The sequence below is a fragment of the Clostridium sp. 10cd* genome (assembly GCF_044336395.1).
In the GTDB taxonomy this organism is placed as follows: domain Bacteria; phylum Bacillota_I; class Bacilli_A; order Erysipelotrichales; family Erysipelotrichaceae; genus Clostridium_AQ; species Clostridium_AQ innocuum.
The window spans coordinates 2902266-2915612 of record NZ_CP172347.1; the positions used below are offsets into that span (position 1 = coordinate 2902266).

13 protein-coding genes are annotated in these 13347 nt (G+C 45.9%); 2 read left to right on the plus strand and 11 right to left on the minus strand.

Annotation, left to right across the window (positions count from 1 at the left end; genetic code table 11):
- Nucleotides 1-45 precede the first annotated feature (45 nt).
- The 6 genes from ACG3M1_RS14385 to ACG3M1_RS14410 all read right to left on the minus strand — a co-directional run bounded on the left by ACG3M1_RS14385 (nucleotide 46) and on the right by ACG3M1_RS14410 (nucleotide 5479).
- Complete coding sequence (locus tag ACG3M1_RS14385) at nucleotides 46-1608, minus strand: putative ABC exporter domain-containing protein (RefSeq protein ID WP_009587556.1); 1563 nt, start codon at nucleotides 1606-1608, stop codon at nucleotides 46-48.
- Nucleotides 1592-2302 carry an ABC transporter ATP-binding protein gene (locus ACG3M1_RS14390; protein ID WP_009271000.1) on the minus strand — a complete coding sequence of 237 codons (711 nt, stop codon included), beginning with the start codon at nucleotides 2300-2302 and terminating at the stop codon, nucleotides 1592-1594. The genes ACG3M1_RS14385 and ACG3M1_RS14390 overlap by 17 nt, the downstream gene beginning before the upstream one ends.
- Entirely contained in the window at nucleotides 2299-3033 is a 735-nt protein-coding gene (locus tag ACG3M1_RS14395; protein ID WP_009271001.1) for a DUF2812 domain-containing protein, read from the minus strand. The genes ACG3M1_RS14390 and ACG3M1_RS14395 overlap by 4 nt, the downstream gene beginning before the upstream one ends.
- Nucleotides 3023-3361 (minus strand): PadR family transcriptional regulator, encoded by a 339-nt coding sequence (locus ACG3M1_RS14400; protein ID WP_002610466.1) that lies wholly within the window; start codon nucleotides 3359-3361, stop codon nucleotides 3023-3025. Before ACG3M1_RS14400 ends, ACG3M1_RS14395 begins: the two co-directional genes overlap by 11 nt.
- 692 nt (nucleotides 3362-4053) lie before the next feature.
- Nucleotides 4054-4593 (minus strand): serine O-acetyltransferase EpsC, encoded by a 540-nt coding sequence (epsC, locus tag ACG3M1_RS14405; protein WP_002610463.1) that lies wholly within the window; start codon nucleotides 4591-4593, stop codon nucleotides 4054-4056.
- 1 nt (nucleotide 4594) lies between these two features.
- The gene (locus tag ACG3M1_RS14410) at nucleotides 4595-5479 is read right to left on the minus strand and encodes a PLP-dependent cysteine synthase family protein (RefSeq protein ID WP_022300184.1); all 885 of its coding nucleotides are present in this window, start codon (nucleotides 5477-5479) and stop codon (nucleotides 4595-4597) included.
- A gap of 460 nt (nucleotides 5480-5939) precedes the next feature.
- On the opposite strand from ACG3M1_RS14410, the gene ACG3M1_RS14415 reads away from it, so the two are divergent.
- Nucleotides 5940-6890 (plus strand): PD-(D/E)XK nuclease family transposase, encoded by a 951-nt coding sequence (locus tag ACG3M1_RS14415; RefSeq protein ID WP_142419759.1) that lies wholly within the window; start codon nucleotides 5940-5942, stop codon nucleotides 6888-6890.
- A 106-nt stretch (nucleotides 6891-6996) separates the two neighbouring features.
- On the opposite strand, the gene ACG3M1_RS14420 is transcribed toward ACG3M1_RS14415, so the two are convergent.
- The 5 genes from ACG3M1_RS14420 to ACG3M1_RS14440 form a co-directional block, all read right to left on the minus strand.
- Entirely contained in the window at nucleotides 6997-7701 is a 705-nt protein-coding gene (locus ACG3M1_RS14420; RefSeq protein ID WP_008817556.1) for a manganese catalase family protein, read from the minus strand.
- Between the two features lie 57 nt (nucleotides 7702-7758).
- Nucleotides 7759-8271, minus strand: a complete 513-nt coding sequence (locus ACG3M1_RS14425; RefSeq protein WP_002610456.1) for a gamma carbonic anhydrase family protein — start codon at nucleotides 8269-8271, stop codon at nucleotides 7759-7761.
- A gap of 369 nt (nucleotides 8272-8640) precedes the next feature.
- Nucleotides 8641-8823, minus strand: a complete 183-nt coding sequence (locus ACG3M1_RS14430) for a FeoB-associated Cys-rich membrane protein (RefSeq protein WP_002610454.1) — start codon at nucleotides 8821-8823, stop codon at nucleotides 8641-8643.
- A gap of 53 nt (nucleotides 8824-8876) precedes the next feature.
- Nucleotides 8877-10892: a ferrous iron transport protein B gene (gene feoB / locus ACG3M1_RS14435; protein ID WP_022300187.1), complete on the minus strand. Its 2016-nt coding sequence runs from the start codon at nucleotides 10890-10892 to the stop codon at nucleotides 8877-8879.
- Nucleotides 10889-11125 carry a FeoA family protein gene (locus ACG3M1_RS14440; RefSeq protein WP_008817560.1) on the minus strand — a complete coding sequence of 79 codons (237 nt, stop codon included), beginning with the start codon at nucleotides 11123-11125 and terminating at the stop codon, nucleotides 10889-10891. Before ACG3M1_RS14440 ends, feoB begins: the two co-directional genes overlap by 4 nt.
- Nucleotides 11126-11522: 397 nt before the next feature.
- Here ACG3M1_RS14440 and ACG3M1_RS14445 point away from each other — a divergent pair, with 397 nt between their 5' ends.
- On the plus strand, nucleotides 11523-13133 hold the full coding sequence (locus tag ACG3M1_RS14445; RefSeq protein ID WP_009271005.1) for a sensor domain-containing diguanylate cyclase: 1611 nt from the start codon (nucleotides 11523-11525) through the stop codon (nucleotides 13131-13133).
- Nucleotides 13134-13347 lie beyond the last annotated feature (214 nt).

Genomic DNA, 13347 nt, shown 5'->3' on the forward strand with positions numbered 1-13347 from the left:
AAGGAAAAGAAATTTCCCTTTCCTTTCCATAAGTTTTGTATAAATTTACTCGCTTTTGATTTCTCTGCCGTTCATCATCGGTGCACAGACCAGCACAATGATAACCGATATAACAAAATTCATCGCCAGCGAAATCATCGTCAGCTGCTGCAGAAGCTCCAGTGTAAACTCCCCCCTGCTCAGGAAGAAAATGGTCAGCCCGATACCGGGAGCAGCTGCTGCAACCATGATCAGCATACGCAGCATATTCTCCATAATTGCGTTGTTGCGACTCTTTAAAATACGTACAGACAGCACGCTCGCTGACAGAAAAAGGGTTGCATAGCCCAGCAGCATGATGAAATACTGCAGGACACTGGCAATATCTATCTGATACAGCAAAGCCGCCACAAGAATTGCAGCACTCATCGGCAGCAGCATCTTCAAAAAGGTCGGCAGCAGCACGCAGAGCAGCTTTTTCAGCGGGTGATCGGGAATCAGATAAATCTGATAGTTGTTCATATCCTTCATGAAATCGGAATTCTGAACAATGGTGAAGAGCCAGAACATCATCATATACATGAAAAAGCCAAAGCCCATATCCATGATGAGCGTGATAACCAGATAAATACCAATTGTCATAACATCCGTCCAGCGGATATAATCATTGGATTTGCGCAGCAGCAGAACATTCTTGGAAAAGATAGCCATCGCGCCGCTGCGAAAGCTCGCCTTAACCTCATGAATCTTACGATCACTCATTCCATCGCGTTTGCCGGCACGCACATCCTTATACAGCGCAGTAAACTCCTGTGCATCCTGCATGGCACGCTCCACAAAGTCCCCCTTATAGCCACATAGCAGAAGATAGGCTGCCATACAGGAAATCAGAAGTAAGCCGATTCCAAGCAGCATAAGTCCCCACGAGGAAGCGATATAGGAAACCAGTATCATTTTGATCCATCCAAACAGCGGCACCCAGTAAAACAGCTCCGTATTCAGAAAAAGTGTTCCACTTCCTGTCAGCGCAAAATCGTTCTGCAGGACGACCATGCCATACACCGCCGCAACCATCAGGACATACAGCAAAGCGGCAATCGCAGGGATATGGCGGTAGCTGTCCTTTTGAATCGAGAGCAGATACACATAATAATACACAACCAGAAAGACAAAATACACAAAAGAAAAGCAGAGGAATGCAATCAGCAAAAACGGAAATGACAATTCAATCGTGCTTCCCAGCAGAATGACCATAAGCAGGGAAACTGCCCCGCACAGAAAGGCGGAAGCGATATTCTGCAGCATGAGAAAGCGCATGGTCTGTACACGGGTAAAGGGTCCGCTGAACAGATAGAAGGCATCCGCCTCCATAAACAGCGCCTTTCTTTTCTGCAGCAGCATGACGCCGACCATCAGCGCCGTAAATCCGACACCGATCATGATCGCCATATTGGCATCCGTGATATTCTGCATTGACAATGCAATTTCCGGCTTGGAAAGACTCATGACAATCAGTCCGCCGTACAGTAACATCATGAGTATGGCAAAAATCGCGCTTCCCTTACGGGAAAATACATGGCGGATATTCGCCTTCATGCGTGTCAGATACAGCTTATACAGTATGCTCATGTTCATCACCTTCCACAGATGCAAAGAAGATTTCCTTGATACTTTTATCCTTCAGATCTTCCTTTCGCACATGCGCAACAATTCTTCCGTGATCCATAATATAGGCGCTGTCCCATATCGCTTCGATCACATCAATGATATGCGTGGAAATCAGAATGGCAACCCCCTGCTGCTTCAGACGTACAAACAGCTGCAGCGTTTCTTCAATACTTGACGGATCCAATCCCACCATCGGCTCATCCACCAGCAGCGTCTTTGGGGAAATGATCAGTGCCAGCAGCATGCTGACCTTCTGCTTCATCCCTTTGGACAGCTCACGAACCGCTTTTTTGCGTTTGTCCTCCAGCTTGAACAGGGCGATATATTCATCTGCAAGCGCACGGTAATTCTCACAGCGGTATGCCTTTCCGATAAATTCCACATGCTCATCTATGGTCAGAAGATCATAGAGCACCGGTGCCTCGGGAATATAGCCAAAGCCCTTTTTCGCATCCAGTGAGCTGTTGGCAACACCGTTGATTTTAATATCTCCCTTATACTGCAGCAGATTGGTTATGCTCTTGATAGTTGTCGATTTGCCGGCCCCGTTTGGTCCCAGCAGAATGGTCACCTCGCCATCCGCTGCACATAGGGAAACATCATCCACAGCCTTGAATTTCCCATACAGCTTTGTCAGATTCTTTACTTCGATCATAATACACCCTCGTCTTTCTTTTTTATTTGAATTTCTTTTTTATCCCGAAACTGACGATATTGAAAGCACATCCACAGAAAGCCTTCTATCGTACAGACTGTCCCGAGTATCAGCAACAGACTATGAATGTCCGCAGCCCAGTCAAAGCCACTTGCAAACAGCATACCGGCTCCGGACACAAACAGCACTGCCCCTTTGCGAAAGGTAAGATTCACGATACGAAGACGTCTTCTCTTCATACGCAGCATAATACCGACCACCATCAACAGGCCGACAGCCCCCAGAATCGAGCCTGTCATCAAAAGGATCATCGACACCACAGAGCTTTCGATCCACAGCAGGGACAGCAGACAGAGACAGCCGATTACCAGGGCACCGGCGAATATATGCAGAGTCGAACGATATCCCTCCATTCTGGTTTCCACCTCACTGTGCAGAGGAACACATCCCTCCTCAGCCCAGAAAAAGTAAACATCTTTTCCCTCGGGATTTATGATATGCCAGCCGCTGTTTTCAAACAGCTGAAAGTAGGCTTCTTTTTCATCCTCCTTCAGCTTCTGCATATCGTAGCTGAAGATGCGGTTGACCGGCTCCTGCTTTTGCAGGATGTAGCACATACCGCGAAATTTCTCAAACACCCAGCCTTCCTTTGCATACTGATGCAGCATTTCCATATCCTCACAATCGGAAAAGGCAAGACCACCGCACATCACGCGTTTTCTATCCTTCATATCCGTTTTCCTCCAATATTCGCAATCCGTCCTCCACCATGCGTTTTCGTCGGGCAACCTCATGGAGCAGCACCTGTCTGCCGGTATCGGTAATCTGATATTTCTTCGTCCGATCCGCAGTAACAGAGGTCTGCAGAATCCATTCCGCCCTGCACAGCTTCTTCAGCAGAGTATACAGTGTTCCCGGACCCATGGTGATGCTTTGATTGCTGAGCTCTTCGATATATTTCATAATCGCATAGCCATGGCGCTCGATCATCAGCGACAGCAAAATGTAATACATGGCATCTGTCAGCTGCGCACTCTCCATCGTATTGCTTTTTGACATATTCTCAACCTCCATAATAGATATATCCATTTTAGATATATCTATTACAGATATAATATACCATACCTAAAGATAGGCGTCAACATATTTTGATTTTCAAACTGAAGGAGCTGAAGAAAGCATACAGATGGCGCATGCTTTCTTTATCCTACATGCCTTTCAGCGGCTGCAGAAAGACCGCGACAAGACAAAGCAGCACTGCGAAAACCAGCTTCATTTCCTCATCCCTTCTTTCCTGCACGGATATTTCATATGGTATACGATTTGAAATACCGCTATATTCCTGAAAAAGCATGTAAAAAACAGGTATTTTACGCTTGATTGCACAAAAAAAAGAGCTGTACACAAACGTATACGTTTATGTACAGTGCACAGAGATATTTTATAGCATACTCCCCCATTGCGCAAGAGTCCCATGTAAAATAATGAAATTCTTACCATCCGCCCGTTGCGATTCACCGAGGCATAATGAATCCTCAGGAATACCAAAAAGGTATTACGTTCTTCATGAGGTTCCTGCCATATGTTACTGTTTTTACCCTTAATTAAACCAATTTCTACCATAAGATTAGTGAATGATAATACTTACCCTTTCATACTGACAGCATAAATGATTGAGAAGGATACCGGTATGGACAGGCTGTAAAAAAAAGACGCGGAATCGTCCTGCAGCTTCCGCAGCCTTCTTACGTTTAATAAAAAATACAGTGCTTTTCCCGTTTATCTTTGGCAGCCAGCCCGATGAAGGTGGAGCCTGCCGGCACATCACTGATCACAACCGCGTTGGCTCCGACCTTGGCATCATCATGAATCGTGATGTTGCCAAGACATTTTGCCCCCGCTCCAATCATCACCCGATCTCCCAGCGTAGGGTGCCGTTTGGCATGCTGTTTACCCGTCCCCCCCAGCGTTACACCGTGATACAGCTGACAGTCATCTCCGATGACGGCAGTCTCTCCGATGACAACACCCATTCCATGATCAATCAGCAGACCTCTGCCAATCGTTGCCCCCGGATGAATTTCTATCCCTGTCCAATGCCTGGCGATGTTGGAATTCAGCCTTGCCAGAAAAAACAGATGATGCTTGTACAGGAAATGAGAAACCCGATGAAAGGCCAGTGCACGGATATGCGGATACAGCAACAGAATTTCCAGCTTGGAATGCGCTGCCGGATCGTTTTGCAGGGAGCGGTTGAGGTTGTGATTGATATCCTTCAACACCCGAAACATATCAGTCAAAATCCAGTACGGAGAGGTATTTTTCTCCACCGTCCGGTGCTACCGTAACGATCTTTTTTCCGGGATAGCGTAAAGATAAACGTTTTGCTAAAGCAATGTTGGCACCGGAGCTGATACCGACCAGAATTCCGGTTTCCTTAGCGAAGCGCACTGTCTCAAAAACAGCCTCACGATCGGATATCAGCAGAATATCATCCGCCAGCTCCCGATCAAAATTAGCAGGAACAAAATTTGCCCCAATACCCTGTATTTTGTGCGAACCAGCCTGTCGTCCACTTAAAACCGCACTCTTTTCCGGCTCTCCAGCCATGCATAAAATCGCGGGATTGTATTCCTTCAGCCGCTTTGCCACCCCGCTGAAGGTACCACCGGTTCCGATGCAGGCAACAAAGATATCCACATCCTGCAGCTGATCCAGAATCTCTTTTCCGGTTGTCTCATAATGCGCATTTGGATTATCGGGATTGTCGAACTGGGAAAGTGAACGATAGTTTGTGTTCTCCTTCATCAGCCTTTCCATTTCATCCATGGCTCCCTGCATTCCCTTTTCCCCCGGTGTCAGCACAAGTGTTGCACCGTAGGCCTTTACCAGCTGACGGCGTTCCATACTCATTGTTTCCGGCATAATGATAATGACCGGAATATGGTAAACGGCACCAAGCATAGCAAGTGCGACACCGGTGTTACCACTGGTGGCTTCAACCAGTACAGTATCCTGTCTGATTTCTCCCTTATTCATGGCAGCGTCCAGCATCCCCAGCACTGCGCGGTCCTTGATGCTGCCACCGATGTTATATTTTTCCAGCTTTACATAAATATTGGTATCCTCTATATGGTACAAAGGGGTGTTTCCAATCAGCTTTACTGTTTCCTTCATCTTTCATGTCCTCCTTTTACAGTTGATATTCTCTATGAACTTGACGATTACAACATCGTTCACGGAGCAGGACGCTTTCGCATTTGAACGTATTCCAGAACAATTTTCCTGCTGCATATGCTTTCATGCGACAAACCTCCTTATCTGCTATAGTATATTCCTTTTCAAAAGGAAAAGACACTATGACGCTTTTATGCTCTTTATTATCCCATACTTATACAAAAAAAGAAACAGTTTGAAGGTATTTTCTGAAAGAAATGAAACTTTGTGTAAGCTGTCATCCAGTGATTGGACCATGCGATTTGCTTTCACTACAGATGGATGGGACTGTAAGGCCACTATGCACAGATTCCCCATGTAGAGGATAACATGGAAATTTGTAAAAAAATAAAAAATTTAGGAGTTTTGTATGTTTCATACGTATATAAGAGTATATAGGAAAAAAAGGAGGATACTACCTATGGAAAAAGAATATGCAAAGGATTACCCGATCCCCTTTCACAATGATGTTTTCTTCAAATACATGCTGATTGGGGACGATGCAGGCTCTGCATTGCTGAGAAGCAGAATCATCGAAGAAATTTACGGACTGAAGGTCCATGAAACGAAGGTCCTGAACCCGGAACTGCTGCCGGAAGCTTTTTTTGGCAAACGTGCGGTTTTGGATGTCGTGCTGGAGGATGAAGCCGGCCATTTTTACGATCTGGAAATGCAGGTATCCGGCTATACGCAGAAGGAACAGCTGCGTTTTCAGCAGTATGGCTACCGCCTGGTCGGAAGACAGCTGAAGCAGGGAGACGAATATACAGAGCTGAAGCCGTTTTATCAGATTATCTTTATGAATGATAAGCCCAGGGATGGCGGACGCATGATACGCCACTACAAGGTAAAGGATGAGGATAATCAGGAGGAGCCCAACGGTACACTGAATCGAGCCATCGTGTTTCTACCGATGATCAAACAGCGTGTAAAGGAGGTTGGAGGCGTGGAAAATCTGACAGAGTTTGAAACTTTCTGCTATGTGCTTGCATATAATCCGGATGATGCTATACTAAACATGAAGAGAAGGATGGTGAACGTGGTTATGGAAAAATATAATGAAATGCGTGAGGACGGATCATTGTTCAGCTGGGCGGAATCGGTGGAGTTTGCGGAGCAGGCAGTACAGGCCAATTTGGAGGAGCGAACTGCAGAAGCTGAAAAGCTGGGGCTTGAAAAAGGTCTTAAAAAAGGTCTTGAAAAAGGAAAAAGGACATTGTTACAAACACAGATCATCCATAAGTACGAAATTGACGATAACTGGGTGAATTCCTTATCCGATCAGCAGATAGATGACGCAGTCATCCTTATCCTGAAATGTGATACATATGATGATTTAAAAGAAAAGCTGAAAAAGAACGAACTTAAATAGAAAGAAAAAGGAATGCTGAGTAAATTCGCATTCCTTTTCTTATTCGAGATTCGAACAGTATCTCCAAAAGAAAAAGCCGCAGGTTCCCCTTTGGCTGTTGCATGTCTTATTTCTTTTTTGATTTGCTTTTGGTGCTTTTGGAATCCTTGGCATTTGCCATTTTCGGTGCCTTTGGATCCGGATCATCAAAGTAACGTCCCGGCTTGGATAAGTCAAAATACAAGCGACTGTCTTCACTCATACCGAAGCTCTTATTGCTGCCGTCATCTGTAATTTTATTTAGTGCTTCACAGAACAGTGCATTGTGAGCTTCCTCACGCTCCAGCAGGAACATGATGGTTTCCTTGACATATTTATCATCAATCTGACGATACAAATACTCATATACCACCTTGGCACGCTGTTCACTTGCGATATCCGCAAGCAGATCGGCTGCCAGATCACCTGTCACGGTCACATAGTCAGCAGTCCATGGATTTCCGCTGGAATTTACCAGGGCAGGATTCAGACCGAAGGTAACCATTGTTTCAATCTCACCGGCATCCACCTTCTTATAGTCCACATCACCACCATTTAACAGATTGATGGTTTCTGCCACCATTTCCATGTGGCTCAGCTCTTCGGTACCGATATCCAGAAACAAATCCTTGAAGACCGGGTCCTTTGCGCGAAAGCTTTGTGACAGATACTGCATCGCTGCCTTGACCTCACCGTTGCAGCCTCCCAGCTGTTCCTGCATCAGGACAGCGTATTGCGGATTGGGACGCTCTACCTTTACAGGATGTAATAACTTTTTCTTGTGTTCAAACATATTCTCACTCCTTTGTCACCATTAGTATGGGAAGGAGTGTTTCATTTATACGTGATTTTAAACATCTATTTCTTTGTATTCACTGCCTAGCTGTGCATAATGCGCGGCATTCTCCAGAATTTCCTTTACCTGCTCCTCACTGCATTTGCGTATGATCCGGGCAGGACTGCCCACAGCCAGACTGTTTTCCGGAATCTGCTGTCCTTCCTTTACAAGAGCCCCTGCACCGATGATACTGTGTCTGCCGATATGTGCACCGTTTAACACAATAGCTCCCATGCCGATCAGCACCTCATCCTCAATCATACAACCGTGCAGCACCGCATTATGGCCCACGGTCACCCGTTTCCCTATTTGCAGCAAATGCTTCGGATCCGTATGCAGCGTGCAATTATCCTGTATATTGCTGTCCTCGCCGATATGAATATGATCCTTATCGCCACGCACCACGCTGTGAAACCAGATGGAGCTTCCCTTCTCCAGCGTCACATCACCGATCACGGTCGCATTGCTGGATACATAGGCGCTTTCTTCTATGAGCGGCTGCTTATCTCTGTATGGTAAAATCATGTTCTACACCTGCTTTCCTTACAGCTATACTATACCACACAAGACACCGTTATCATGAAGGAATTTACATACGAAAGTTAAAATTTCAGATGTCAGTACCTTTTGATATTTCTTCCCCTATTTAACGATAAGTCAAAAAAAGAATTCACATTACTATAAATGACAATAGAAATGTGAATTCCTTATCCATAAACAACCGAAGACCAGGCCTTTTTAAAATTACCTGCTTTTTATTATTCAATTCCAAACACAGGAACAGCAGGTGCAACCTCAGCGAAGCCATAAGCTGTTGGCAAAGCATCCGCACACCTTATTGTATTTCCACATATCCCATATTTATTCAGGATAGCATGCAAGACAGCTCATATATTATTCCTGTTCCTGATCCTTCTTATAATCTTCATACAGGCTGGAAAAGGCAGAGCAGCTGGAGCAGTCACTGTGACAGGAGCCGCAGCCGGAGTCCTTCCCTTTTTTCGGTCTGGTAGCATAAACGATTACCGCAAGTATGGCAAGCAGTACCGCTATTACAATAACATCTGCAATATTCATATTCTCACATCCTGTTCACCTTTAGTATATGCAGGAATACAGGTTTTGTCCAATCAGAAGAACATACTTCCGATCTGAAAGACAAGGAATGCGACAAGATAGGCAACCATCGTCTGGTAGCCGACAGCTCCCAGCGCCTGCCTGATGGATCCCAGTTCTCTTCTTGTTGCGGCGAAGGCGGCAATGCATGGCATATACAATACCGTGAAGCACAGATATGCAAAGGCGGAAACCGGTGTGAAAATTGTCTGCAAAGCAGCACTCAAACCGGCATCGCTGTTTGTCTGGGTCAGTACACTCAGCGTGGAAACAACACTTTCCTTTGCCGTGATTCCGGTTACAAGTGCGGTACTTGCTCTCCAGTCCTCAAATCCCAGCGGTGCAAACATATGAGAAATCCAGGTGCCGATGCTGGCAAGCATGGAATCTGCGGAATCCGCAACTGCAGTGAAGGAAAAATCATAGCTCTGTAAAAACCAGATAACGATGCTGGCCACAAAGATGATCGTGAATGCCTTGCGCAGAAAATCCTTAGCCTTCTCCCACATATGCAGCACTACACTTTTTGCACTCGGTATACGATAGGAAGGCAGCTCCATTACAAAGGGCACGCTGTCTCCCTTAAACATTGTGCTTTTCAGCAACAGTGCAGACAGGATTGCCACAAGGATACCAATCAGATATACACTGATCAGGATCAATGCAGTATGCTCAGGAAAAAATGCAGCGGTTATCATACCGTAAATTGGCAACTTGGCACTGCAGGACATAAACGGAGTGACAACGATGGTCATTTTCCGGTCACGCTCACTGCTCAGTGTACGGGCGGACATGATAGCGGGCACACTGCAGCCAAAGCCAATCAGCATTGGCACAAAGCTTCTGCCCGACAAGCCGATTTTACGCAGCAGCTTATCCATAACAAACGCCACCCGGGCCATATACCCGCTGTCCTCCAGCAAAGACAGGAAGAAAAACAGCGTTACGATCACAGGAAGAAAGGACAGTACGCTTCCCACACCGTTGCAGATACCGTCTATGATCAGCGCCTGCAGCCAGTCACTGACCTGCATGGACGCCAGCAGGTTAGCCATTTGATCACATGCTACGGCAATCCCATCCTCCAGCAGCGTCTGCATAGTACCGCCAATCGGACCGAAGGTCAGATAGAAAATGCACAGCATGATCAGAATAAAAATCGGTATGCCAAGATATTTATGTGTCAGCAGCCCGTCAATTTTCTCGCTGCGCACCTGTGCTGAGGATGCATGCCGTTTCACAACACAGTCAGCCACCAGCTCCTCTATATAGGAATAGCGCATATCTGCCAGTGCAGCCTCACGGTCTGTCTGTAAGGCATCCTCCATGCTTTTTACGATTTTTTCTATAATATCGATATCATCCTGATGCAGCTTCAGCTCCCTTTGCATCGGTTCATCTCCCTCCACCAGCTTGGTAGAGGCAAAACGCATGGGAACCTTTGCCTGTTTCGCATGATCCTCTATAATATGGGCTATGGAATGAATGGCACGGTGAACCTCTCCCTTGCAGAAGTCCAGATTTACTGCCTGTTTTCCATCCCGAATCTGCTTTTTCACCACACGGATCAGCTCATCGATCCCCTCATTTTTGCTTGCGGAGATAGGCACGATCGGACAGCGCAGATGCTCACTCAGCGTATGCACATCAATGCTGTTTCCACTCGCCGTCACCTCGTCCATCATATTCAGCGCAATCACCATCGGCTTCTGCAGCTCCATCAGCTGCAAAGACAGATAGAGGTTTCGTTCAATATTCGTAGCATCCACGATATTGATGATCAAATCCGGATCATCCTTTAAAATGAAATCCCTTGTCACCACCTCTTCACTCGTATAAGGAGACAGGGAATAAATTCCCGGCAGGTCGACCAAGGCAGCTTCCTTAAACGATTTGATCTGCCCCATTTTCTTTTCCACGGTTACTCCGGGAAAATTCCCCACATGCTGGTTGCTGCCGGTCAGCCGATTGAAGAGTGTCGTCTTGCCGCAATTCTGATTACCGGCCAGTGCGATTAGTACATCCTTCATTTCGCCCCCTCCGTATCTACCTCAATCTTAGCGGCATCCTCCAGACGCAGCGTCAGAACATAGCCTCTCAGATTCAGCTCCATGGGATCACCCATTGGCGCCACCTTGTTTACATGCACGTTCGTACGCGGCGTCAATCCCATATCCAGCAGCCGTCTGCGCAGCGCCCCCTGCCCGCCAACTGCCCGTATAATGCCACCCTGTCCGGGTTTAATGTTATCCAATGTCGTCATAATCAACTACCAACTTTCTAAATGTTACCCTTGGTTAATATCCATATATATCATACTCTAATTCCTTACTTTGTCAATGCTTATCGTGCAGTTTTTCACAAACGCAAACATATTTCCACCACTATTTTCCCCTCGGTGATGATTTTCCACAGACAAGCTCTTTCAAATGCATCAACCACCACCCTTGCCCAGCCGCCCTGAAAGCCGCCAGCTAATAAAATACGATATGAAATATTCTTTCATTTGTTGATATTACAGGCATTCTTTTCAGCCAATTTAAAAGAATGCATACTGAATTTCTTTTCTTATGTGCACTACGCCTTTTTGTGATAAAATGAACATAACAGATATTTCTTAAAACTCAACTTTTATGGCGAAACCAATGAGGAGGTTCCATATGAAACGCAGTTTATTTAAAAAGCATCAGCTGTGGTATGTCGCAGGCTTTCTGATTATCAACCTTGCCGCCTGCATCATCATAGGCAATCATGCCTACCGGCAAATCCAAGCGGATATGAATGCGCATGCTTTGCAGTCACAGGAGGAAGTACAAAGTGTTATGGATGATTACCGGCATTCCTTTCAGCTGTTCACAACCATGCTTGAAAGGGAGGTGGAAGCAGAGCCAAAGCCGGCAGTCATCTGGAAGTATCTGAAAAAGCTGGATAAGCAGCTGCAGGCTATTGAGGGTGATACCTTTGACGGCCTGTATATGTATTATAGGAACTCCTATTTATACAGCTGGGATACGCCCTATGAGCAATATGAAAAAAGCGGATATGATGCCACAACACGTCCGTGGTACCGCAATGCAGTGGATGCGAAGGGTGAAATCGTGTTCACTCCGCCGTATATGAGCTTTGCCAATCATTATATTCTATCCACCATTTCACAGCTGCAGCCGGATCAGAAAACCGTGTTTGCCTATGATATAAAAATGGGAAACATACAGAAGCTTGTCGCCTCTTTACAGGCATATGATAAGGAGCAGCTGATCATTTTTGATAAAAAAGGCACCATCATCGGTAGCAGTGAGGAGGATTATCTAGGCGGAAACCTGATGCAGAGTACTGAGGAAAACAGAGAACAGCTGACAGAGGCAAACAACAAGCTGAAGCAGGCCGATTCCTCAATTTCAAAGGAGGATCGAAAGAAGCTGGAGGATGAGGCTTCCTATGCACAGGCCTTCTATGATTTTCAAAACAGCTTTTCCACCGACTTCAACTCGCTTCTGAAGGATGACGGTATGCAGCTGGTTGATTATCAGAATCAGAAATACTTCGGACTGATCCAGCAGGGAAACGAGTTTGATTATCTTATTCTCGTACCCGTATATTCCATGCTGTCCGCAACCCTGCAAATCTGGCTGATTCCTCTGCTCATACTGGAAATCATATTGATATATGTACTGAGCCAGATCAGCAGAGAGCTGAAAAACCGTGAATTAAAGGGGGCCTATGTGGAGCTGGGTCAGACACAGAAGCGTTTGGAAATTGCATTGCAGGCTGCCCAGAAGGCTGCAGCCATCGATGAGTTGACCGGTATGATGAATATGAAATCCTTCCGCAGTACAGTTAAGCATCACATACAGGGAATGGAGGAGGATGAGAATGGAATCCTGATTATGATTGACGGCGATCATTTTAAATCTGTCAATGATCAATATGGGCATTCCGCCGGTGATGAGGTTATCCGTCTGACGGCACAGATGATTGTCGGTCGAATCCGTACAGTCGATTATGCTTCACGACTCCATGGAGATGAGTTCGCCATCTTCGTATCCAATACGCGTGACTACCGTGTAGCGGAAAAAATCATGGAGGATATCAATCTGTCACTGGCGAAGGAAGCCCAGAAACGAAATATGCCCGCAATCACTTTATCCTCCGGTGCTATTATCGCCTGCCCCAATGATAATTATATGGAGCTGATCAAGGCTGCCGATGAGGCTTTGTACAGAGCAAAGGAAACGCACAACGGTGCCTTTCGTCAGGCTGAGGAGAGGTAAAAAACATACAGCCTGCGTTCTTATGTGCGATACAGTAGGCACGCAATGCATTTGAGACAAAAAGGATCAATTTCATCTTTACGAACCTGATGAAATTGATCCTTTGCTTTTCTGTTTCGTACATGGGCAATCGCCTGTTCTGTCGCAGGGCATCTTCTTTATGAATAGCCGGGTACCGCAATTTCTGCATACCTCTTCCTCTTTTTGTTTTGAT